The following is a 22185-nucleotide window of genomic DNA, read 5'->3' as shown; positions in this document are numbered from 1 at the left end:
TGAACAAGGGTTTTCCGGTACGATTGGCTTCTGAGTTCGACCCGCCTGGAATTCCCAATGTCCGATCGCCTGACCCTCCTGCGCCCCGACGACTGGCACATCCATCTGCGCGATGGTGCCGTCCTGCAACATACCGTCGGCGACGTGGCGCGCACCTTCGCCCGCGCTATCATCATGCCTAATCTGGTACCGCCGGTACGCAATGCCGTTGAAGCCGACGCCTACCGCGAACGCATCCTCGCCGCTCGCCCGGCCGGCAGCCGCTTCGAGCCGCTGATGGTGCTCTACCTTACCGACCGTACCAGCCCCGAGGATATCCGCGCGGCCAAGGCCAGTGGCATCGTCTACGCCGCCAAGCTGTACCCGGCCGGTGCCACCACCAACTCCGATTCAGGCGTGACCTGCATCGACAACATCTTCCCGGCCATAGAGGCACTGGCGGAAGTCGGTATGCCGCTACTGGTGCATGGTGAAGTGACCCGCAGCGAGATCGACGTATTCGACCGCGAGAAGCGCTTCATCGACGAGCACATGCGCCGCCTGGTGGAACGTTTCCCCACGCTGAAAGTGGTGTTCGAGCACATTACCACCGCCGATGCCGCGCAGTTCGTCACCGAGGCCTCGGCCAATGTCGGCGCGACCATCACCGCCCAGCACCTGCTGTACAACCGCAACCACATGCTGGTCGGTGGCATCCGTCCGCACTTCTATTGCCTGCCCATCCTCAAGCGCAACACCCACCAGGTGGCACTGCTGGATGCCGCCACCAGCGGCAATCCGAAGTTCTTCCTCGGTACCGACTCGGCGCCCCACGCCAAGCACGCCAAGGAAGCCGCCTGTGGCTGCGCCGGTTGCTATACCGCCTATGCCGCCATCGAGCTGTACGCCGAGGCGTTCGAGCAGCGCAACGCGCTGGACAAGCTCGAAGGCTTCGCCAGCAAGCACGGCCCGGACTTCTACGGTCTGCCGCGCAACACCGACACGATCACCCTGGTGCGTGACGAGTGGACCGCGCCGGACAGCCTGCCGTTTGGTGATAACACCGTGATTCCGTTGCGCGCAGGTGAAAAGCTGCGCTGGCGCCTGCTGGAGGACAACGCGTGAGCGAAGACCTCTACGAAGACGACCAGGACAGCCAGGTCAGCAGCGGCTCGCGCCACCCCATGGCCGAGCGCTTCCGCGGCTACCTGCCGGTAGTAGTCGATGTCGAGACCGGTGGTTTCAACAGTGCCACCGACGCACTGCTGGAAATCGCCGCCGTGACCATCGGCATGGACGAGAAAGGCTTCCTGTTCCCCGAGCACACCTACTTCTACCGGGTCGAACCGTTCGAGGGAGCCAACATCGAAGCGGCCGCGCTGGAGTTCACCGGCATCAAGCTGGACCACCCGCTACGCATGGCGGTGAGCGAGGAAAGCGCACTCACCGACATCTTCCGTGGTGTGCGTAAAGCCCTGAAGGCCAACGGCTGCAAGCGGGCGATCCTGGTCGGGCACAACAGCAGCTTCGACCTCGGCTTCCTCAACGCCGCGGTGGCGCGCAACGATATCAAGCGTAACCCGTTCCACCCGTTCTCCAGCTTCGACACGGCCACCCTCGCCGGCCTGGCCTATGGTCAGACCGTACTGGCACGAGCCTGCCAGAGCGCGGATATCGACTTTGATGGTCGTGAGGCCCACTCGGCACGTTACGACACCGAGAAGACTGCCGAGCTGTTCTGCGGCATCGTCAACCGCTGGAAAGAAATGGGCGGCTGGCGCGATTTCAACGATTGAACTCGCCCCCTGTAGGAGCCGGCCTTGCCGGCGAACACCGGCAGCGCGGGTGCCATCCACTGCGCTGGCTGGTTCGCCGGCAAGGCCGGCTCCTACAGGGTTAAGCTTGACCGTTGGAATAAAAAAACCGGCCACATGGGCCGGTTTTTTTATGCGCGAGGCAATTACAGCTTGCCAGCGTTCTCGCTCAGGTAAGCCGCGACACCTTCCGGCGAAGCGTTCATGCCCTTGTCGCCTTTCTTCCAGTTGGCCGGGCAGACTTCACCGTGCTCTTCGTGGAATTGCAGGGCATCGACCAGACGCAGCAGCTCGTCCATGTTGCGGCCCAGCGGCAGGTCGTTGACGATCTGCGAACGGACAACACCGTTGGTATCGATCAGGAAGGCACCACGGAAGGCCACGCCGCCTTCGGACTCGACGTCGTAGGCCTTGCAGATTTCGTGGGTCATGTCGGCAGCCAAGGTGTACTTGACCTGGCCGATGCCGCCGTTGTTGACCGGGGTGTTACGCCAGGCGTTGTGGGTGAAGTGCGAGTCGATCGACACGCCGATCACTTCCACGTTGCGTGCCTGGAAGTCAGGGATGCGGTGGTCCAGGGCGATCAGCTCGGACGGGCAGACGAAGGTGAAGTCCAGCGGGTAGAAGAACACCAGGCCGTACTTGCCCTTGATGGCCGAGGCCAGGTTGAAGCTGTCGACGATCTCGCCGTTGCCCAGCACGGCCGGTACGGTGAAGTCAGGGGCTTTTTTGCCTACGAGTACACTCATTCGATTTCTCCTGATGAGGGGTAAAACCTTGTCCGGATGAGACGTGCCCACCCGGAATCCGACAAAGGCCGACCATCATACACGGCTTAGGGTGACAGGCCGAATCTCTACCACCGGTCGCTCAAGGACGGCCCTTTCAGAAAGTGCTTTGACAAGCATTCTCATTACCATTACTCTCCAACCCATCGACTCAACCCGCGATGGTTAGCCCTTATGTATGTGTGTCTCTGTGTCGGTGTCACCGACGGACAGATCCGCGATGCGATCTACGAAGGATGCTGCAGCTACAAGGAAGTTCGAGCCGCCACCAATGTCGCCAGCCAATGTGGCAAGTGCGCCTGCCTCGCCAAGCAGGTGGTGCGTGAAACCCTGACCGAGCTGCAACTCAGCCAACAGGCCGTGCTCCCCTACCCCGTTGAATTCAACGCGGCGTAACAAGACAGAATTTGAAGAACCGGACCTCGCGTCCGGTTTTTTTATGTCTGTAATTCAATAAGTTAGCGCCATAACGCGGTTCACAAACATTCTTATTCCGATTAAATTTCACTTATTATTCAATAACTTAGGTTTGACATAGGGGGTAGCCAGGCTCAGACTTGTATTCATTGGCTCAACTTCCACAGGGCAGGACCCCATCATGAAAGGCGACGTAAGCGTCATCCAGCATCTCAACAAGATCCTCGGAAACGAGCTGGTCGCAATCAACCAGTACTTCCTGCATGCGCGCATGTACGAAGATTGGGGCCTGAACAAGCTCGGCAAGCACGAGTACAAGGAATCCATCGACGAGATGAAGCACGCTGACAAACTGATCAAGCGTATTCTCTTCCTCGAAGGCATCCCCAACGTCCAGGACCTGGGCAAGCTGCTGATCGGCGAGCACACCAAAGAGATGCTCGAGTGCGACCTGAAGATCGAGAAAAAGGGCCACGCCGACCTCAAGGCCGCCATCGCCCATTGCGAGACCGCCGGTGACTTCGGCTCCCGTGAACTGCTCGAAGACATCCTCGAATCCGAGGAAGAGCACATCGACTGGCTGGAGACTCAGCTGGGCCTGATCGACAAGATCGGCATCGAGAACTACCTGCAATCGCAGATGGGCGAAGAATAAGCTCAATCGCCGGTAGGAGCGGCTTTAGCCGCGATGAAGGCAATACGGTGCCTGGCACCCGCATTGCGGGTGATCGCGGCTAAAGCCGCTCCTACAGAAGCACGCGTCGAATCGGTTCAGAAAACAAAAAGCCCCGCAATCGCGGGGCTTTTTGCATGCAAGGACCGGATCAGGCCTCGGAAGCCTTGGCCTTGGCGGCAGCTTCCTTGATCAGGGTCTGCAGTTCGCCGTTGGCGAACATCTCGCTCATGATGTCGCTGCCACCGACCAGTTCACCGGCGACCCACAGTTGCGGGAAAGTCGGCCAGTTGGCGTACTTGGGCAGGTTGGCGCGGATTTCCGGGTTCTGCAGGATGTCGACGTAGGCGAACTTCTCGCCACAACCCATCACGGCTTGCGCCGCCTTGGCCGAGAAGCCGCACTGCGGGGCATTCGGCGAGCCTTTCATGTAAAGCAGAATGGTGTTGTTGGCGATCTGCTCTTTGATTGTTTCGATGATATCCATGAAGCACCTCGGCTGAACTTTCCGACGTGATCGTCGGCACGGTGGCGCATTGTAACGGAAAGCCGAGCGGCATGCTCGGCCTTGCCGATCCTCAGGCGGCTTCCACCTCCACCGGCACGCCATTGAGTGCGGCATTGCCGGAAACACCGTCGCGCAGGTGCTCGTCGGTCAGGTCGTTGGCACTGACGCCGGGCTGCGCACTGGCGATCCGCAGCTGCGCGCCCTGGCGGGCATGGCCGTAGCCATGGGGCAGGCTGACCACGCCTGGCATCATCTCTTCGCTGGCCTGGACCTGCACTTCGAGCACACCGGTACGCGAACGCACTCGAACGGTCTGGCCGTCCTGCAATTGCCGCAGGTGCAAGTCATCCGGGTGCATCAACAACTGATGGCGTGGCTTGCCTTTCACCAGCCGATGAAAGTTGTGCATCCATGAATTGTTGCTGCGCACATGGCGGCGACCGATCAGCAGCAGTTGCCCAGGGGCCAGCGGCGCCTGCCGGGCAAGGCGCTGCAGGTCGGCGAGCAGCACCGAGGGCGCCGCCTCGACCGCCCGGCTGGCCGTGCCCAGGCGCGCCGCAAGGTTCGGCCGCAACGGCCCCAGGTCCAGGCCGTGCGGATGCTGCTCGAGCGCCTGCACGGACAACTGCAGCGGCGACAAGTCGCCATGACGCCCTTTGCGCAGGGCGATGTCGATCATCTGCGCCGGAGGGAGCGTCGCCTTGAGTTCGACCTGCGCCCGCCTGGCGAAAGCCTTCGCCAACCCGACGAAAATCTCCCAGTCATGCAAGGCGCCTTCCGGCTTGGGCAGGATCGCCCGGTTGAAACGGGTGACATTGCGTACTGCCAGCAGATTGAACGTGGAATCGTAGTGGTCGTTTTCCAGCGCCGAGGTTGAGGGCAGGATCAGGTCCGCATGACGGGTGGTCTCATTGATGTACAGATCGATACTGAGCATGAAGTCGAGCCCCGCCAGTGCCTCGTCCAGGCGCCGACCGTTGGGCGTGGACAGCACCGGGTTGCCGGCCACCGTCACCAATGCCCGCACCTGCCCTTCGCCGGGTTCGAGGATTTCCTCGGCCAATGCCGAGACCGGCAACTCGCCAGCGTACTCCGGCAACCCGGAAACCCGGCTCTGCCATAGGTTGAAATGCCCACCCGCGGTGCTGGCGACCAGATCCACCGCAGGCTCGGTGCACAAGGCCCCCCCATTGCGGTCGAGGTTGCCGGTGACCAGGTTGATCAGTTGTACCAGCCAGTGGCACAGCGAGCCGAACGCCTGGGTGGAAACACCCATCCGGCCATAGCACACAGCCCTTTCGGCGGCAGCGAAGTCACGAGCCAGTTGACGGATATCGTCCTGCGCCACGCCACACAACTCACTCATGGCGCCAGCGTCGAAGGGAGTGATGGCCTCGCGCACCTGCTCCAGGCCATTGACCGGCAGGTGCGAGCCACGGCCCAGGTCTTCGGCGAACAAGGTGTGCAATACCCCACACAACAGCGCCGCATCACCACCGGGGCGAATGAACAAGTGCGTGTCGGCCATCGCCGCCGTCTCGCTGCGCCGAGGGTCGACCACCACCAGCCGCCCTCCTCTGGCCTTCAGTGCCTTCAAGCGTTTCTCTACATCCGGCACGGTCATGATGCTGCCGTTGGAAGCCAGCGGGTTGCCGCCAAGGATGAGCATGAAGTCGGTGTGATCGATGTCCGGGATCGGCAGTAGCAGGCCATGCCCATACATCAGGTGGCTGATCAGGTGCTGGGGTAACTGGTCCACCGAGGTGGCGGAATAGCGATTCCGGGTCTTCAGAAGCCCCAGGAAATAGTTGCTGTGGGTCATCAGGCCGTAGTTATGCACGCTGGGGTTGCCCTGGTACACCGCCACGGCATTGCGCCCATGGCTCTGCTGGACCGCCCACAGGCGCTCGGCGGCAAGCTCGAAGGCCTCGTCCCAGCTGACCGCCTGCCATTGTTCGCCGATGCGCCTATGGGGCTGGCGCAGGCGATCGGGGTCTTCCTGGATATCCTGCAGGGCGACCGCCTTGGGGCAGATATGACCGCGGCTGAACGGGTCCTGCGGGTCGCCTTTGATCGAACTGATACGCGCCCGCCCATCGGCTTCATGGGTGACTTCGATGTTCAGGCCGCAGATGGCCTCGCACAAGTGACAGGCTCGGTGATGCAGGGTCTTGGTCATGGCCGCCTCTGTCTTGTTGTTCTGGATGAACGACTATGCGCTGCCCACCGCAGGCGTGCCAGCGAGGTTCGTGCCGTGAATCGGGCGACATCAGGCGCACGATTCGCGACGGCGGGTTTGCCAAAGCCTCGCCGAGCCGTGTACAACCTCTGTAGCAAATAAAAAACAGTCTGGCTCCAAGGGTTTGCGACACCCTCTGATACAGAGCCACTGTTTCCCCTCTTGGTTTAAGGCGACATTTAATTATAGTATTGCGCCTTTCCCTATTCCGTCCGCCCCGTGCGGTTTACGCCGCAGGTCACCCCCGTTGTCAAAAAAACCATACGGTCGACCTGCACACCGTTGCAGATAAGGTAGTCAATCATGAGCGCAAGGCACTTTCTCTCCCTGATGGATTTCACTGCTGACGAACTGCTCGGCGTGATCCGTCGAGGCATCGAGCTGAAGGACCTGCGCAAGCGCGGCGTATTGTTCGAGCCGTTGAAGAGCCGCGTGCTGGGGATGATCTTCGAAAAATCCTCCACCCGTACCCGCGTATCCTTCGAAGCCGGCATGATCCAGCTCGGCGGCCAGGCCATCTTCCTGTCGCCCCGCGACACGCAGCTGGGCCGTGGCGAACCCATCGCCGACAGCGCGATCGTGCTGTCGAGCATGGTCGATGCGGTAATGATCCGCACCCACGCCCACAGCACCCTCACCGAATTCGCCGCCCACTCGAAGGTGCCGGTGATCAATGGTCTTTCGGACGAGTCGCACCCTTGTCAATTGCTGGCCGACATGCAGACGTTCATGGAGCATCGCGGCTCGATCCAGGGCAAGACCGTGACCTGGATCGGCGATGGCTTCAACATGTGCAACTCCTACATCGAGGCCGCCGTGCAGTTCGACTTCCAGCTGCGCATCGCCTGCCCCGAAGGTTACGAGCCCGATCCACGCTTCCTGCAACTGGGTGGCGAGCGCGTGCGGATTATCCGTGACCCCAAGGAAGCCGTGCGCGGCGCCCACCTGGTCACCACGGATGTCTGGACTTCCATGGGCCAGGAAGAGGAAACTGCACGGCGCCTGGCGCATTTCGCGCCTTACCAGGTCACCCGCGAGCTGCTCGACCTGGCGGCACCCGACGCCCTGTTCATGCACTGCCTGCCCGCCCACCGCGGCGAGGAGATCAGCCAGGACCTGCTCGACGACCCACGCTCGGTCGCCTGGGACGAAGCTGAGAACCGCCTGCATGCACAGAAGGCCCTCCTGGAATTCCTTGTAGAACCGGCTTACCACCACGCATGAGTCAACCCCTACTGCTCAACCTGCGCAACCTCGCCTGCGGCTATGGCGACCAGCGCATCGTCCAGAACCTCAACCTGCACCTGAACGCAGGCGACATTGGTTGCCTGCTGGGGTCTTCCGGTTGCGGCAAGACCACGACGCTTCGCGCCATCGCCGGCTTCGAGCCGGTGCACGAAGGCGAGATCCAGCTGGCTGGCGAGGTCATCTCCCGCGCAGGGTTCACCCTGGCACCGGAGAAACGCCGAATCGGCATGGTGTTCCAGGACTATGCGCTGTTCCCCCACCTCACCGTGGCGCAGAACATCGCCTTCGGCATTGGCAAGCACCCATGCCAGGCGCAAGTCATCGAAGAGATGCTCGAACTGGTCAAGCTCGGCGGCCTCGGCGGGCGCTACCCGCACGAGCTGTCCGGCGGCCAGCAGCAACGCGTGGCGCTGGCCCGCGCCCTGGCGCCCGAGCCACAGCTGTTGCTGCTCGACGAACCGTTCTCCAACCTCGACGTGGAACTGCGCCGACGCCTCAGCCATGAAGTGCGCGACATTCTCAAGAGCCGTGGCACCAGTGCCATCCTGGTGACCCATGACCAGGAAGAAGCCTTTGCCGTCAGCGACCATGTCGGCGTGTTCAAGGAAGGCCGTCTCGAGCAGTGGGACACGCCCTACAACCTGTACCACGAACCGCAGACGCCCTTTGTCGCCAGCTTCATCGGCCAGGGCTACTTCATTCGTGGCCAGATGAGCAGCCATGACGCGGTGGTTACCGAGCTCGGCGAGCTGCGTGGCAATCGCGCCTACACCATGGCGCTGGGCAGTTCGGTGGATGTGCTGCTGCGCCCGGACGACATTCTCCACGCGCCCGACAGCGAGCTGCGTGCGCAGATCGTCGGCAAGAGTTTCCTCGGCGCTTCGACCTTATACCGCTTGCAACTGGCCACTGGCAGTCAGCTCGAGGCGATCTTCCCCAGCCACATCGACCACCAGGTCGGCCAGGACGTCGGTATCGCCGTGGCGGCTGATCACCTGGTGTTGTTCCCGGTGCCGGGCAGCGTCGCGGCCCAGTTGCCTCGCCAGGAAAACGGCGTGCGCCGCTACAGCTCAGCGCACTGACCCTTGTAGGAGCCGGCTTGCCGGCGAATGCGATCGACAATGCAACGTCGTTGCCAGGGCACTCGCGTTCGCCGGCAAGCCGGCTCCTACGGGCGACCGATCTCGGCGAACTGGGCTTGGGTGTGGGTGGCAAGCACTGACGCGGCCAACTCGACTTCCAGTCCACGACGCCCAGCACTCACATGAATGGTTTCGTGATGTTGCGCCGACTGGTCGATGAACGTGCGCAAACGCTTCTTCTGCCCCAGCGGGCTGATGCCACCCACCAGGTAACCGGTTGCTCGCTGGGCAGCCTGCGGGTCGGCCATCTCGCATTTCTTCACCCCTGCGGCATGGGCCAGGGCCTTGAGGTCCAGCGTGCCAACCACTGGCACCACCGCCACCAGCAACTCCCCTTTCTCGCTGCTGGCCAGTAGGGTCTTGAACACCCGAAGCGGATCGAGCCCCAGCTTTTCCGCAGCCTCCAGGCCGTAGGAAGCGCTTTTCGGGTCATGTTCGTAACTGTGCACGCGGTGCTCGGCACGCGCCTTCTTCAGCAGGTCCAGGGCAGGGGTCATCAATGGCTCCAGGCGGTCACGGGTCGACGGGTACTTTAGGGCAATTCAATCAGACCGAACAGCACAAGCCCCAGGCTAGAGCAGCGGCTGAATGTTCGCACCACGGCGTGGCAGTCAGATTGTGGCCGAACGTTCATTTTCGACCTTTGACATCAGCGTTTCTTGTCTATATTTTTTCGTTTGTGAATAAATGGTGCACCTATAAGGTGCACTTCCCGTACCTGCCCGGCGTCCATGGGGATAGACTCCGGGCTTTTTGCTGTCGAGCGCCCAGCGCCTCACAACAACAAAAAACCGAGGTCATACATGACGACTGCTCTACGACAACCCACGCTTTCTGGCCAGTGCCTCGCCGAATTCCTCGGCACCGCCCTGCTCATCTTCTTCGGCACAGGTTGTGTCGCCGCGCTCAAGGTCGCCGGCGCCAGCTTCGGCCTCTGGGAGATCAGCATCATCTGGGGGGTCGGCGTGAGCATGGCGATCTACCTGACCGCCGGCGTTTCCGGCGCGCACCTGAACCCGGCGGTGAGCATCGCCCTGGCCCTGTTCGCCGGCTTCGACAAACGCAAGCTGCCGTTCTACATCCTCGCCCAGGTGTGTGGCGCGTTCTGCGGCGCCGCCCTGGTCTATACCCTGTACAGCACCCTGTTCTTCGATTTCGAACAGGCCCACAGCATGCTGCGCGGCAGCCAGGCCAGCCTGGAGTTGGCCTCGGTGTTCTCTACCTACCCGCATCCGTCGCTCTCGATCAGCCAGGCGTTCCTGGTCGAAGTGATCATCACGGCCATCCTGATGGCCGTGATCATGGCCCTGACCGACGACAACAACGGCCTGCCCCGTGGCGCCACCGCACCGCTGCTGATCGGCCTGCTGATCGCGGTGATCGGCAGCGCCATGGGCCCGCTGACCGGCTTCGCGATGAACCCGGCGCGTGATTTCGGGCCCAAACTGATGACATTCCTGGCCGGCTGGGGCGAAATCGCCTTCACAGGCGGGCGCGACATCCCGTATTTCCTGGTTCCGGTGTTCGCCCCGATTCTCGGCGCCAGCCTGGGCGCGGCCCTCTACCGTGGCCTGATTGCCCGCAACCTGCCGACGACGCAAGCCGCGAACCTGCAGACAGACGATAATCCTCAGGGTGACACCCAGGCTTCCTGATGCCAGCGCCGGGCGCCTGGGTCGATTGACCCGCGCCCGCCACGCCCTGACCTACTCCCATTTCGTGCAAGGCCATCGACATGACTGACAACCTGGACAAGAACTACATCATCGCCCTGGACCAGGGCACCACCAGTTCGCGCGCCATCATCTTCGATCGCGATGCCAATGTGGTCGGCACCTCGCAGCGCGAGTTCGCCCAGCACTACCCGCAGGCCGGTTGGGTCGAGCACGACCCGATGGAAATCTTCGCCACCCAGTCCGCCACCATGGTCGAGGCCCTGGCCCAGGCCGGCATCAGCCACGCCCAGGTCGCCGCCATCGGTATCACCAACCAGCGTGAAACCACCGTCGTCTGGGACAAGGAAACCGGTCGCCCGGTCTACAACGCCATCGTCTGGCAGTGCCGCCGCAGCACCGAGATCTGTGCCCAGCTCAAGCGCGATGGCCACGAGCAGTACATCCGCGAAGCCACCGGCCTGGTCACCGACCCTTACTTCTCCGGCACCAAGCTCAAGTGGATCCTGGACAACGTCGAGGGTGCCCGTGAACGTGCCGAGCGCGGCGAGCTGCTGTTCGGCACCATCGATACCTGGCTGATCTGGAAGTTCTCCGGCGGCAAGGTGCACGTCACCGACTACACCAACGCCTCGCGCACCCTGATGTTCAACATCCACACGTTGCAGTGGGACGAGAAGCTGCTCGACATCCTCGGTATTCCACGGCAGATGCTGCCTGAAGTGCGCCCATCGTCCGAGGTCTATGGCAAGACCAAGAGCGGTATCGACATCGCCGGTATCGCCGGCGACCAGCAGTCGGCGCTGTTCGGCCAGATGTGCGTGGAACCCGGCCAGGCCAAGAACACCTATGGCACCGGCTGCTTCCTGCTGATGAACACCGGTGACAAGGCGGTCAAGTCATCCCATGGCCTGCTCACCACCATCGCCTGCGGCCCGCGCGGCGAAGTGGCCTATGCGCTGGAAGGCGCGGTGTTCAATGGTGGCTCCACCGTGCAGTGGCTGCGTGACGAACTGAAGATCGTCAACGACGCCCACGACACCGAGTACTTCGCCAGCAAGGTCAAGGACAGCAACGGCGTGTACCTCGTACCAGCCTTCACCGGCCTGGGCGCCCCTTACTGGGACCCGTATGCCCGTGGCGCCCTGTTCGGGCTGACCCGCGGTGTCAAGGTGGACCACATCATCCGCGCTGCCCTGGAATCGATCGCCTACCAGACCCGCGACGTGCTCGACGCCATGCAGCAGGATTGCGGCGAGCGCCTGTCCGAGCTGCGTGTGGACGGCGGCGCGGTGGCCAACAACTTCCTCATGCAGTTCCAGGCAGACATTCTCGGCACTTGTGTCGAGCGGCCGAAGATGCGTGAAACCACCGCGCTGGGCGCCGCCTACCTGGCGGGCCTGGCGTGCGGCTTCTGGAGCGGCCTCGACGAACTGCGCGACAAGGCGATCATCGAGCGCGAGTTCAGCCCGCAGTTGGCTGAAGCCGAGAAAGAGAAGCTGTACAAGGGCTGGCGCAAGGCCGTGGATCGCACCCGCGACTGGGAAGATCACGACGCCTGATTTCAACCTTGCTGGCGAACAGCTGAAAAGCGTTCGCCAGCAAGGCTGGCTCCTACAGAAATGGCGGTCCATTCAGACTGGTCGTATACCCCTTCCTACGGCATCATTGCAGAATTTGTCCGGCTGCCCCAAAGGACCGCCCATGAATCTGCCCCCTCGCCAACAACAAATCCTCGAGCTGGTCCGTGAACGTGGCTATGTCAGCATCGAGGAAATGGCGCAGCTGTTCGTCGTCACCCCACAGACTATCCGCCGCGATATCAACCAGCTCGCCGAGGCCAACCTGCTACGCCGCTACCACGGTGGCGCGGCCTACGACTCGAGTATCGAGAACACCGCCTACGCCATGCGTGCCGACCAGATGCGTGACGAAAAGCAGCGCATCGCCGAAGCCGTGGCCCGGCAGATCCCCGACCACGCCTCGCTGTTCATCAACATCGGCACCACCACCGAGTCCATTGCTCGGGCCCTGCTCAACCACAACCACTTGAAGATCATCACCAACAACCTGCACGTGGCCGCGATCCTGGCCGCCAAGGATGACTTCGAAGTGTTGGTGGCTGGCGGCACCGTGCGCCGGGACGGGGGCGTGGTTGGCCAGGCCAGCGTCGACTTCATCAACCAGTTCAAGGTCGATTTCGCCGTTGTGGGGATCAGCGGCATCGATGAGGACGGCAGCCTGCTGGACTTCGATTACCAGGAAGTGCGGGTATCCCAGGCGATCATCGCCAATGCCCGGCAGGTGGTTCTCGCCGCGGACTCCAGCAAGTTCGGCCGTAATGCCATGGTGCGGCTGGGGTCGATCAGCCTGATCGACTGCCTGGTGACCGACCAGGCTCCGTCCCCTGCCCTCACCCAATTGCTCAACCAGTACAAGATCCGCCTCGACGTGGTCTGAGCCCCTCCCCGTGTAGGAGCCAGCTTGCTGGCGAACCATCCGATGGTTCGCCAGCAAGCTGGCTCCTACAGGTCGATGTTCATTAATGTTCATTTTCCCGCCATACAATCAGTTTTTTCTATGAAAGCTGACTGGCGACAGGCTTTCCATTGCGCTAATATTTTCGGAAACGAACATCAATGTTCACTTTCGCTGTGAAGAGCCTCAGGAGGCCTTGCCGTGTCCCAGCCCGTTTCGTCCCAGCCATCCCCCGCCGACTGCTATGACCTCGCCGTGATCGGCGGTGGCATCAATGGCGTGGGCATCGCCGCGGATGCCGCCGGGCGCGGCCTGAAGGTGTTCCTCTGTGAAAAGGACGACTTGGCGCAGCACACCTCCTCGGCCAGCAGCAAGTTGATCCATGGTGGCCTGCGCTACCTGGAACATTACGAGTTCCGCCTGGTGCGCGAGGCCCTGGCCGAGCGTGAAGTGCTACTGGCCAAGGCGCCGCACATCGTCAAGCCAATGCGTTTCGTCCTGCCGCACCGGCCGCACCTGCGCCCGGCCTGGATGATCCGCGCCGGCCTGTTCCTGTACGACCATCTGGGCAAGCGCAAGCGCCTCGGCGCCTCGCGCAGCCTGCGCTTCGGCCCGGGCTACCCCCTCAAGCCAGCCATCACCCGCGGTTTCGAATACGCCGACTGCGCCGTGGATGATGCCCGCCTGGTCGTGCTCAATGCCATGGCCGCGCGCGAAAAAGGCGCGCACATCCACACCCGCACCCGCTGCCTGCGCGCCGAGCGCATCGATGGCCTGTGGCAGGTGGAGTTGCAGCACGCCGATGGCAGCCTGCAGACCATCCAGGCACGTGCCCTGGTCAACGCCGCCGGCCCCTGGGTCGCCAGTTTCATCAAGGACGACCTCAAGCTCGATGCCCCCTACGGTATCCGCCTGATCCAGGGCAGCCACCTGATCGTCCCGCGCCTGTACGAAGGCGAGCACGCCTATATCCTGCAGAACGAAGACCAGCGGATCGTCTTCTGCATTCCTTACCTTGACCGCTTCACCCTGATCGGCACCACCGACCGCGAATACAGCGGCGACCCGGCCAAGGTGGCGATCACCGACCAGGAAACCGACTACCTGCTCAAGGTGGTCAACGAGCACTTCAACCACCAGCTCAGCCGCAGCGACATCCTGCACACCTACTCCGGCGTGCGCCCGCTGTGCAACGACGAGTCCGACAACCCGTCGGCGGTCACCCGTGACTACACCCTGGCGCTGTCCGCGGCGCAGGGCGAGGCACCGCTGCTGTCGGTGTTCGGCGGCAAGCTGACCACCTATCGCAAGCTGGCCGAGTCGGCCATGGCCGAGCTTCAACCGTTCTTCACCCAAATGAGCGCAAGCTGGACCGCAACCGCAGCACTGCCCGGCGGTGAGGACATGACCACACCTCAGGCACTGGTCGATGACCTGCTCACACAACATCAGTGGCTTGCACCAGACATCGCCAAACGCTGGGCAGTCACCTATGGCAGCCGCGTCTGGCGCCTGCTCGAAGGCGTGAAATGCCCGGAAGATCTGGGCCAAGCGATTGGCGGTGGCTTGTTTGCCCGTGAAGTCGACTACCTGCGCGACAACGAGTGGGCCGTCAGCGCCCAGGATATCCTGTGGCGACGCACCAAGCTGGGCTTGTTCACCAGTGATAGCGAGCAACGCACACTGCTGAGCTACCTCGAGCACGGCAGCGCACGCGACAACGCTGCCTGACTCTCTCTCACGGCGACCGCCTGGCGGTCGCCGTCGCCTCAAGCTCCCCGCCCATAAGCCTCCTTCGCCAACGCCGTGCACGCCCCTGGGCGTTTAGCCCTTCCATCAAGGCGGCCGCACGTTCGAAGCAAAGCTCCTCGACCGACATTTGTACCTCGCTCTCGCATCCGGCCAATTGTTCATGAAACCGTGCGGCCAAGGCCTTGGACCGCTCGGGGTAGCGATTGCGGACATACGCTTTCCAGCCAGCCACTCATTCGGACCACCGAACACCGACAAGTCATTCGTTCGGAATTCCGACCGCGGGGGAATCGGGAAAAACCTTCACACAGCGTTCATCCCCAGGCTTTCAGGGGGGTTATGATCCGCGTCAGGGCTTGGCACGAGTCATGCTCTACACTTGGTAGCCGAATGCAAATCGCTTCATGCTGTATTCGTTGAACGAAAGAGTCCGCCAACGGCTCCATAAAAAAAACAAACACGTCGAGGTAAATTTGATGCGCATCGTTCGTCAATTGCTGGGCGCCGCCATCGCGGCCGCGGTCATCGCGTCGCCAGTCATGGCTGAAGAACTGACCGGCACTCTCAAGAAGATCAAGGACTCGGGCACCATCACCCTGGGTCACCGCGACTCCTCCATTCCGTTCTCCTACCTCGCCGGCAAGCCGGAACCCGTGGGCTACTCCCACGACATCCAGCTGGCCGTGGTCGACGCCCTGAAAAAGCAACTGGGCACCGACATCAAGGTCAAGTACAACCTGGTCACCTCGCAGACCCGCATCCCGCTGGTGCAGAACGGCACCGTCGACCTGGAGTGCGGTTCCACCACCAACAACGTCGAGCGCCAGCAGCAAGTCGGTTTCTCGGTGGGCATCTTCGAGGTCGGCACCCGCCTGCTGACCAAGGTCAAGGATGGCCAGCCATCCTATAAAGACTTCGCCGACCTGGCCGGCAAGAACGTGGTGACCACCGCCGGCACCACCTCCGAGCGCATCCTCAAGGCGATGAACGCCGACAAGCAGATGAAGATGAACGTGATCTCGGCCAAAGACCACGGCGAAGCCTTCAACATGCTCGAAAGCGGCCGCGCCGTGGCCTTCATGATGGACGACGCCCTGCTGGCCGGTGAAATGGCCAAGGCCAAGAAGCCAACCGACTGGGTCATCACCGGCACCCCGCAGTCGTACGAAATCTACGGCTGCATGGTGCGTAAGGAAGACGCTGCCTTCAAGAAAGCCGTCGATGACGCCATCGTTGCTTATTACAAGTCCGGTGAAGTCAACAAGAGCTACGACAAGTGGTTCCAGCAGCCGATTCCACCGAAAGGCCTGAACCTGCAGTTCCCGATGAGCGACGAACTGAAGAAGCTGATCGCCGAGCCGACCGACAAGGCCGCGGACGAGAAGAAGTCCTGACCTTCAGATAGTGGCCTGAAGCGCATCCGCGCGAATCCATCCAACAGGCCACTTAGTTAGTGTCTAACCTTTACATCCGAGGGCGTCGAACGCCCCCGGATGTATCGAGGTGCCCGTGAAACAATCGTCTGAGGGGAAATCCCGATGAATTACAACTGGGACTGGGGCGTGTTCTTCAAGTCCACCGGCGTGGGCAGCGAAACCTACCTGGACTGGTACATCACCGGTCTGGGCTGGACTATCGCCATCGCCATCTCCGCCTGGATCATCGCGTTGCTGCTGGGGTCGCTCCTCGGCGTGATGCGCACCGTGCCCAACCGTCTGGTGTCAGGGATTGCCACCGCCTACGTCGAGCTGTTCCGCAACGTGCCGCTGCTGGTGCAGCTGTTCATCTGGTACTTCCTGGTACCGGACCTGCTGCCCGAAGGCCTGCAGGAGTGGTTCAAGCAGGACCTCAACCCGACCACCTCGGCGCTGATCAGCGTGGTCATCTGCCTGGGCCTGTTCACCGCCGCGCGTGTTTGCGAGCAGGTGCGCACCGGCATCCAGGCGCTGCCTCGCGGCCAGGAGGCGGCCGGGCGCGCGATGGGCTTCAGCCTGCCGCAGATCTACATGAACGTGCTGCTGCCCCAGGCCTACCGGATCATCATTCCGCCGCTCACCTCGGAATTCCTGAACGTGTTCAAGAACTCCTCGGTGGCCTCGCTGATCGGCCTGATGGAGCTGCTGGCACAGACCAAGCAGACCGCCGAATTCTCGGCCAACCTGTTCGAAGCATTCACCCTGGCCACCCTGATCTACTTCACCCTGAACATGGGCCTGATGCTGCTCATGCGCATGGTCGAGAAGAAAGTCGCGGTACCGGGCCTGATTTCCGTGGGGGGCAAGTAAATGGACATGGATTTCAGTGAAATCATCCCGGCCCTGCCCGCCCTTTGGGACGGCATGGTCCTGACCCTGCAACTGATGGTCATGGGCGTGGTCGGCGGCATTGCCCTGGGTACCCTCCTGGCCCTGATGCGCCTGTCGTCGAACAAGCTGCTGGCCAATATCGCTGGCACCTACGTCAACTACTTCCGCTCCATCCCGCTGCTGCTGGTGATCACCTGGTTCTATCTGGCGGTGCCGTTCGTGCTGCGCTGGATCACCGGCGAAGACACCCCCGTGGGCGCTTTCACCTCCTGCGTCGTGGCGTTCATGATGTTCGAAGCCGCGTACTTCTGCGAAATCGTCCGCGCTGGCGTGCAGTCGATCTCCAAGGGGCAGATGGGCGCCGCGCAGGCGCTGGGCATGAGCTATGGCCAGTGCATGCGCCTGATCATCCTGCCCCAGGCGTTCCGCAAGATGACGCCATTGCTGCTGCAGCAGAGCATCATCCTGTTCCAGGACACTTCGCTGGTGTACACCGTCGGCCTGATCGACTTCCTCAACTCGGCTCGCTCCAACGGCGACATCATCGGGCGCTCCCATGAGTTCCTGATCTTCGCCGGCGTCGTCTACTTCCTCGTCAGCTTCTCCGCTTCCTGGCTGGTCAAGCGCCTGCAAAAAAGGATCACCGTATGATTTCCATCAAGAACGTCAACAAGTGGTACGGCGACTTCCAGGTACTGACCGACTGCAGCACCGAAGTCAAGAAAGGTGAAGTGGTGGTCGTGTGCGGCCCGTCCGGTTCGGGCAAGTCCACGCTGATCAAGTGCGTCAACGCCCTGGAACCGTTCCAGAAGGGTGACATCGTGGTCGATGGCACCTCCATCGCCGACCCGAAGACCAACCTGCCCAAGCTGCGTTCACGGGTGGGCATGGTGTTCCAGCACTTCGAGCTGTTCCCGCACCTGTCGATCACCGAGAACCTGACCATCGCCCAGCGCAAGGTACTCGGCCGCAGCGAGGCGGAAGCCACCAAGAAAGGCCTGGCCCTGCTTGACCGCGTCGGCCTGGGTGCCCACGCCAAGAAGCACCCCGGCCAGCTGTCCGGTGGCCAGCAGCAGCGCGTGGCCATCGCCCGCGCGCTGTCGATGGACCCGATCGTCATGCTGTTCGACGAACCGACTTCGGCGCTGGACCCGGAAATGGTCAACGAAGTACTGGACGTGATGGTCGAGCTGGCCCACGAAGGCATGACCATGATGTGCGTAACCCATGAAATGGGCTTCGCCCGCAAGGTCGCCAACCGGGTGATCTTCATGGACAAGGGCAACATCATCGAGGACTGCCAGAAGGAAGACTTCTTCGGCAACCCGAATGCCCGCCACGAGCGCACCCAGCATTTCCTGAGCAAGATCCTGCAACACTAAGTCGGCCACAGTGACGCTGCCCGGCTCGTCGCCAGGCAGCGGATGCTGGTCGTGACAAGGCCACTGTGATGAAATGCGACCCTTCGCTCCTTCGCCCTGCCCAGCCCACCGTGAAATCCCGCCTGATTCGCCAATTGTTGCTGCCGCCCCTGGTCATCCTGTTGATGGTCGGATTGGGCTTGGCCGGCTTCCTGATCAGCGAGAACAACGGCATCCGCACCCTCAGCGAAACCGGCGAGCGCCAGCTGGAGCTGCATGCGCGCACGGTCGAGAGCGAGATCAGCAAGTACACCTACCTGCCCAGCCTGCTCGAGCTGGAAGACAGCGTCTCGCAACTGCTCACCGACCCGGACGGCGGCTACCGCCAGACGGTCAACGAATACCTCGAAGGCCTGAACCGGCGCAGCCGCAGCCGGGCGATCTTCGTCCTCGACACCAATGGCCGGGTGCAGGCCACCAGCAACTGGCGCGATGCCGACTCGTTCCTGGGCGAGGACCTGTCGTTCCGCGCCTACTTCCAGGACGCCGTGCGCGGTGAGCCCGGGCGCTTCTACGGCATCGGCAGCACCACAGGCGAGGCCGGCTACTACCTGGCCCACGGGCTGGAGGAGCACGGCAAGATCATCGGCGTGGCGGTGATCAAGGTGCGCCTCGATACCCTCGAGGAGCGCTGGCAACGTGCACGCCTGGAGGCTTTCGTCAGCGACGAGAACGGCATCATCATTCTCTCCAGCGACCCGGCGCGGCGCCTCAAGTCGGTGCGCCCGCTGTCGCCGCAGATCAAGGAGCGCCTGGCGCGCAGCCTGCAGTACTACTGGTGGCCGCTCAACGAGCTGCAGCCACTGGCGCGCGAAACCCTGGCCGATGGCGTGGAGAAACTCACCTTCCCGGCCAACAGCGAAACCATCCAGGGCAAGCAGCGCGAGGTCGCTTATCTGGCCCAGACCCGACGCCTGTCCGACACCCCCTGGCACTTCACCCTGCTCACCCCATTGCAGGACCTGCGCCGCGAATCCATGGTGCAGGGCATCCTGGTGGGGGTGGCTTTCGCCTTGCTGGCGATCCTGGGTATCGCCTGGAACGAACGGCGCAAGGTGATCGCCACCCGCCTGGCCGCGCGCGAGGCCCTGGAAGAAGCCAACAGTCAACTGGAACGCAAGATCACCGAACGAACCGCCGACCTGCGCGCCAGCAACGAACGCCTGAAAGGCCAGATCCGCGAACGCCGGCATGCCGAACAAACGTTACGTCACGCCCAGGACGAACTGGTCCAGGCCGGCAAGCTGGCGGCCATCGGGCAGATGTCCACCAGCATCGCCCACGAGCTCAACCAGCCATTGGCGGCACTGCGTACGCTGTCCGGCAACACCGTGCGCTTCCTCGAGCGCGGCGCGCTGGAAACTGCCAGTGCCAACCTGCGCACCATGAACGACCTGATCGACCGCATGGGCCGCATCACCGCCAGCCTGCGCTCCTTCGCCCGGCGTGGCGACGACAGCGGCCAGGCCTCGCTGGAAAAGGCCGTGGAAGCCACGCTCCAGGTGCTGGGCAACCGCATCAGCGCCTGCAATCTGCAATTGCACCGCGAGTTCGACGACCAGCAATTGGCCATCGACCAGACCCGCCTGGAGCAGATCCTGGTCAACCTGATCGGCAACGCCCTCGACGCCATGGCCACCCAAGCACTGCCGCAGCTGTGGCTGGAAGGCGAGTTGCAGGGCGACAAGTACCGCCTGCGGGTACGCGACAATGGCCATGGCATCGATCTCGAGGCGCGCAAGCACCTGTTCGAACCCTTCTTCACCACCAAACCGGGCGAGCACGGCCTGGGCCTGGGCCTGACCCTGTCGGCGAGCCTGGCCACCGCCGCCAAGGGTACACTGAGCGTCGAACACCCCACCGTCGGTGGCACGGCCTTCGTTCTTGCCCTGCCCCTGGTCACGCCCCCTAGCGAATTGGCTGAGCCCCTATGAACCAAGCACCTCTCACCGTACTGATCGTCGAAGACGACCCGCATGTGCTGCTCGGCTGCCAGCAGGCGCTGGCCCTGGAAGACATCGCCTGCGAGGGCGTCGGCAGCGCGGAGCAGGCGCTCGAACGCATCGGCGACGATTTCGCCGGTATCGTGGTCAGCGATATCCGCCTGCCCGGCATCGACGGCCTGGAGCTGCTCAATCGCCTCAAGGCCCGTGACCGCAGCCTGCCGGTGGTGCTGATCACCGGCCACGGTGATATCGACATGGCGGTCGGCGCCATGCGCAACGGCGCCTACGACTTCATGGAGAAGCCCTTCTCGCCCGAGCGCCTGGTCGACGTGGTACGCCGTGCCCTGGAACAACGCGGGCTGTCCCGCGAGGTGTTCGCCCTGCGCCGCCAGTTGGCCGAGCAGAGCAGCCTGGAGGGCCGGATCATCGGCCGTTCGCCGGCCATGGAGCACCTGCGTGAACTGATCGCCAACGTCGCCGATACCTCGGCCAACGTGCTGATCGAAGGCGAGACCGGCACCGGCAAGGAACTGGTCGCCCGCTGCCTGCACGACTTCAGCCGACGCCAGGGCCAACCGTTCGTGGCGTTGAACTGCGGCGGCCTGCCAGAGAACCTGTTCGAGAGCGAGATCTTCGGCCACGAGGCCAACGCCTTCACCGGTGCCGGCAAGCGTCGCATCGGCAAGATCGAGCACGCCAATGGCGGCACGCTGTTCCTCGACGAGGTCGAGAGTATGCCGATCAACCTGCAGATCAAGCTGCTGCGCGTGTTGCAGGAGCGCACCCTGGAGCGCCTGGGCTCGAACCAGAGCATCCCGGTGGACTGCCGGGTGATCGCCGCCACCAAGTCGGACCTCGCCACGCTCGGCCAGAGCGGCCACTTCCGCAGCGACCTGTACTACCGCCTCAACGTGGTGACGCTGGAACTGCCGCCATTGCGCGAGCGCCGCGAAGACATCCTGCAACTGTTCGAACACTTCCTGCAGCAGTCGGCATTGCGCTTCGACCGCGAAACGCCGGAGATCGACAGCCAGACCCTGTCGCGGCTGATGGCCCACGACTGGCCAGGCAACGTGCGCGAGCTGCGCAACGTCGCCGAGCGCCACGCCCTCGGCCTGCCGGCATTCAAGAAAAGCCCGAGCGGCGGTGCCAGCCAAGGCCTGGGGTTCGCCGAGGCGGTCGAGGCGTTCGAGCGCAACCTGCTCGGCGACGCCCTGCAGCGCACCGGCGGCAACCTCAGCCAGGCCAGCCAGGAGCTGGGCATGGCCAAGACCACGCTGTTCGACAAAGTGAAGAAGTACGGCCTCGGCTGATCGGCAATCTCAACCTGGAAATCAAACGTGGACCTGGTATTCAAAGCGGCCCTGGGCGCCGGCGTGGTGGTGCTTCTGGCGATCTTGTCGAAGACCCGCAACTACTACATTGCCGGCCTGGTGCCGCTGTTTCCCACCTTTGCCCTGATCGCCCACTACATCGTCGGCAAGGGGCGGTCGCTGGAGGATCTGAAGGCCACCATCCTGTTCGGGATGTGGTCGATAATTCCGTACTTCGTGTACCTGGCGACGCTCTACGTGCTGGTCGATCGCATGCGCCTGGAGGCCTCACTGGCGCTGGCCACGGTGGCCTGGCTGGTGGCGGCGACGGTGCTGGTGAGTGTTTGGGTGCGGCTGCACTGAACGCCCTGCCCTCACACAGAACTGTAGGAGCGGCTTCAGCCGCGATGCGGGCATCGCGGTGTCTGGCACCCGCCTTGCGGGTGATCGCGGCTGAAGCCGCTCCTATGTATGGACTCGCCCACACT

Annotated in this window: 21 protein-coding genes; 17 read left to right on the top strand and 4 right to left on the bottom strand. The window is 62.7% G+C overall.

The features are described from left to right. Positions 1 to 57 precede the first annotated feature (57 nt). Both pyrC and rnt read left to right on the top strand, forming a co-directional pair. A complete protein-coding gene (pyrC, locus tag P5705_RS22735; protein ID WP_277463105.1) occupies positions 58 to 1104 on the top strand; it encodes a dihydroorotase in 1047 nt (348 codons plus the stop codon). 59 nt (positions 1105 to 1163) lie between these two features. After that, entirely contained in the window at positions 1164 to 1775 is a 612-nt protein-coding gene (rnt, locus tag P5705_RS22730; protein ID WP_275679263.1) for a ribonuclease T, read from the top strand. Positions 1776 to 1939: 164 nt separating this feature from the next. On the opposite strand, the gene P5705_RS22725 is transcribed toward rnt, so the two are convergent. Next, positions 1940 to 2542 carry a peroxiredoxin gene (locus P5705_RS22725; protein WP_009684560.1) on the bottom strand — a complete coding sequence of 201 codons (603 nt, stop codon included), beginning with the start codon at positions 2540 to 2542 and terminating at the stop codon, positions 1940 to 1942. A 213-nt stretch (positions 2543 to 2755) separates the two neighbouring features. On the opposite strand from P5705_RS22725, the gene P5705_RS22720 reads away from it, so the two are divergent. Together P5705_RS22720 and bfr are read left to right on the top strand one after the other, a co-directional pair. After that, on the top strand, positions 2756 to 2977 hold the full coding sequence (locus P5705_RS22720; RefSeq protein ID WP_011532520.1) for a bacterioferritin-associated ferredoxin: 222 nt from the start codon (positions 2756 to 2758) through the stop codon (positions 2975 to 2977). A gap of 202 nt (positions 2978 to 3179) precedes the next feature. Continuing rightward, positions 3180 to 3653, top strand: a complete 474-nt coding sequence (bfr, locus tag P5705_RS22715; protein ID WP_166884408.1) for a bacterioferritin — start codon at positions 3180 to 3182, stop codon at positions 3651 to 3653. 169 nt (positions 3654 to 3822) lie between these two features. On the opposite strand, the gene grxD is transcribed toward bfr, so the two are convergent. Together grxD and P5705_RS22705 are read right to left on the bottom strand one after the other, a co-directional pair. After that, complete coding sequence (grxD, locus tag P5705_RS22710; RefSeq protein WP_011532518.1) at positions 3823 to 4158, bottom strand: Grx4 family monothiol glutaredoxin; 336 nt, start codon at positions 4156 to 4158, stop codon at positions 3823 to 3825. 91 nt (positions 4159 to 4249) lie between these two features. Beyond that, the gene (locus P5705_RS22705; protein ID WP_277463104.1) at positions 4250 to 6358 is read right to left on the bottom strand and encodes a molybdopterin-dependent oxidoreductase; all 2109 of its coding nucleotides are present in this window, start codon (positions 6356 to 6358) and stop codon (positions 4250 to 4252) included. A 363-nt stretch (positions 6359 to 6721) separates the two neighbouring features. Here P5705_RS22705 and argF point away from each other — a divergent pair, with 363 nt between their 5' ends. After that, entirely contained in the window at positions 6722 to 7642 is a 921-nt protein-coding gene (gene argF, locus P5705_RS22700) for an ornithine carbamoyltransferase (RefSeq protein WP_277463103.1), read from the top strand. Next, complete coding sequence (locus P5705_RS22695) at positions 7639 to 8748, top strand: ABC transporter ATP-binding protein (protein ID WP_277463102.1); 1110 nt, start codon at positions 7639 to 7641, stop codon at positions 8746 to 8748. Before argF ends, P5705_RS22695 begins: the two co-directional genes overlap by 4 nt. An 86-nt stretch (positions 8749 to 8834) precedes the next feature. Here the strand turns inward: P5705_RS22695 and ybaK are convergent, their stop codons facing one another. Next, positions 8835 to 9305, bottom strand: coding sequence for a Cys-tRNA(Pro) deacylase (gene ybaK / locus P5705_RS22690; protein ID WP_277463101.1), 471 nt, complete (start codon positions 9303 to 9305; stop codon positions 8835 to 8837). 306 nt (positions 9306 to 9611) lie between these two features. Between ybaK and P5705_RS22685 the strand changes: the two genes are divergently transcribed. From P5705_RS22685 to P5705_RS22635, 11 genes are all read left to right on the top strand, one after another. Further along, positions 9612 to 10463, top strand: coding sequence for an MIP/aquaporin family protein (locus P5705_RS22685; protein WP_213659810.1), 852 nt, complete (start codon positions 9612 to 9614; stop codon positions 10461 to 10463). An 80-nt stretch (positions 10464 to 10543) separates the two neighbouring features. Continuing rightward, complete coding sequence (gene glpK / locus P5705_RS22680) at positions 10544 to 12043, top strand: glycerol kinase GlpK (RefSeq protein ID WP_213659809.1); 1500 nt, start codon at positions 10544 to 10546, stop codon at positions 12041 to 12043. Positions 12044 to 12185: 142 nt separating this feature from the next. Beyond that, positions 12186 to 12941, top strand: coding sequence for a DNA-binding transcriptional repressor GlpR (gene glpR, locus P5705_RS22675; protein ID WP_277463100.1), 756 nt, complete (start codon positions 12186 to 12188; stop codon positions 12939 to 12941). A 219-nt stretch (positions 12942 to 13160) separates the two neighbouring features. Further along, the gene (gene glpD, locus P5705_RS22670) at positions 13161 to 14690 is read left to right on the top strand and encodes a glycerol-3-phosphate dehydrogenase (RefSeq protein ID WP_277463099.1); all 1530 of its coding nucleotides are present in this window, start codon (positions 13161 to 13163) and stop codon (positions 14688 to 14690) included. 497 nt (positions 14691 to 15187) lie between these two features. Then, positions 15188 to 16105 (top strand): glutamate/aspartate ABC transporter substrate-binding protein, encoded by a 918-nt coding sequence (locus P5705_RS22665; protein WP_277463098.1) that lies wholly within the window; start codon positions 15188 to 15190, stop codon positions 16103 to 16105. A 144-nt stretch (positions 16106 to 16249) separates the two neighbouring features. Further along, positions 16250 to 16996 carry an amino acid ABC transporter permease gene (locus tag P5705_RS22660; RefSeq protein ID WP_194789279.1) on the top strand — a complete coding sequence of 249 codons (747 nt, stop codon included), beginning with the start codon at positions 16250 to 16252 and terminating at the stop codon, positions 16994 to 16996. Beyond that, a complete protein-coding gene (locus P5705_RS22655; RefSeq protein WP_277463095.1) occupies positions 16997 to 17668 on the top strand; it encodes an amino acid ABC transporter permease in 672 nt (223 codons plus the stop codon). After that, entirely contained in the window at positions 17665 to 18399 is a 735-nt protein-coding gene (locus tag P5705_RS22650) for an amino acid ABC transporter ATP-binding protein (protein WP_011532505.1), read from the top strand. The genes P5705_RS22655 and P5705_RS22650 overlap by 4 nt, the downstream gene beginning before the upstream one ends. Positions 18400 to 18467: 68 nt before the next feature. Continuing rightward, positions 18468 to 20372 (top strand): sensor histidine kinase, encoded by a 1905-nt coding sequence (locus tag P5705_RS22645; RefSeq protein ID WP_277463094.1) that lies wholly within the window; start codon positions 18468 to 18470, stop codon positions 20370 to 20372. Further along, on the top strand, positions 20369 to 21697 hold the full coding sequence (locus P5705_RS22640) for a sigma-54-dependent transcriptional regulator (RefSeq protein ID WP_277463093.1): 1329 nt from the start codon (positions 20369 to 20371) through the stop codon (positions 21695 to 21697). Before P5705_RS22645 ends, P5705_RS22640 begins: the two co-directional genes overlap by 4 nt. A 27-nt stretch (positions 21698 to 21724) precedes the next feature. Then, positions 21725 to 22060: a GlpM family protein gene (locus P5705_RS22635; RefSeq protein ID WP_277463092.1), complete on the top strand. Its 336-nt coding sequence runs from the start codon at positions 21725 to 21727 to the stop codon at positions 22058 to 22060. Positions 22061 to 22185: the final 125 nt, after the last annotated feature.

It is taken from the genome of Pseudomonas entomophila, from assembly GCF_029478665.1.
Taxonomy (GTDB): domain Bacteria; phylum Pseudomonadota; class Gammaproteobacteria; order Pseudomonadales; family Pseudomonadaceae; genus Aquipseudomonas; species Aquipseudomonas entomophila_F.
The sequence above is the reverse complement of the archived record's forward strand: the minus strand, read 5'-3'. Positions and strand labels throughout refer to the sequence as shown.

Coding starts and splice junctions, on each gene's coding strand:
- P5705_RS22685 (WP_213659810.1), top strand. CDS start 9,612: ATGACGACTGCTCTACGACAACCCACGCTTTCTGGCCAGTGCCTCGCC.
- pyrC (WP_277463105.1), top strand. CDS start 58: ATGTCCGATCGCCTGACCCTCCTGCGCCCCGACGACTGGCACATCCAT.
- glpR (WP_277463100.1), top strand. CDS start 12,186: ATGAATCTGCCCCCTCGCCAACAACAAATCCTCGAGCTGGTCCGTGAA.
- P5705_RS22650 (WP_011532505.1), top strand. CDS start 17,665: ATGATTTCCATCAAGAACGTCAACAAGTGGTACGGCGACTTCCAGGTA.
- P5705_RS22705 (WP_277463104.1), bottom strand. CDS start 6,358: ATGACCAAGACCCTGCATCACCGAGCCTGTCACTTGTGCGAGGCCATC.
- P5705_RS22640 (WP_277463093.1), top strand. CDS start 20,369: ATGAACCAAGCACCTCTCACCGTACTGATCGTCGAAGACGACCCGCAT.
- P5705_RS22720 (WP_011532520.1), top strand. CDS start 2,756: ATGTATGTGTGTCTCTGTGTCGGTGTCACCGACGGACAGATCCGCGAT.
- P5705_RS22660 (WP_194789279.1), top strand. CDS start 16,250: ATGAATTACAACTGGGACTGGGGCGTGTTCTTCAAGTCCACCGGCGTG.
- P5705_RS22725 (WP_009684560.1), bottom strand. CDS start 2,542: ATGAGTGTACTCGTAGGCAAAAAAGCCCCTGACTTCACCGTACCGGCC.
- grxD (WP_011532518.1), bottom strand. CDS start 4,158: ATGGATATCATCGAAACAATCAAAGAGCAGATCGCCAACAACACCATT.
- P5705_RS22645 (WP_277463094.1), top strand. CDS start 18,468: ATGAAATGCGACCCTTCGCTCCTTCGCCCTGCCCAGCCCACCGTGAAA.
- P5705_RS22655 (WP_277463095.1), top strand. CDS start 16,997: ATGGACATGGATTTCAGTGAAATCATCCCGGCCCTGCCCGCCCTTTGG.
- argF (WP_277463103.1), top strand. CDS start 6,722: ATGAGCGCAAGGCACTTTCTCTCCCTGATGGATTTCACTGCTGACGAA.
- rnt (WP_275679263.1), top strand. CDS start 1,164: ATGGCCGAGCGCTTCCGCGGCTACCTGCCGGTAGTAGTCGATGTCGAG.
- P5705_RS22665 (WP_277463098.1), top strand. CDS start 15,188: ATGCGCATCGTTCGTCAATTGCTGGGCGCCGCCATCGCGGCCGCGGTC.
- ybaK (WP_277463101.1), bottom strand. CDS start 9,305: ATGACCCCTGCCCTGGACCTGCTGAAGAAGGCGCGTGCCGAGCACCGC.
- P5705_RS22695 (WP_277463102.1), top strand. CDS start 7,639: ATGAGTCAACCCCTACTGCTCAACCTGCGCAACCTCGCCTGCGGCTAT.
- glpK (WP_213659809.1), top strand. CDS start 10,544: ATGACTGACAACCTGGACAAGAACTACATCATCGCCCTGGACCAGGGC.
- bfr (WP_166884408.1), top strand. CDS start 3,180: ATGAAAGGCGACGTAAGCGTCATCCAGCATCTCAACAAGATCCTCGGA.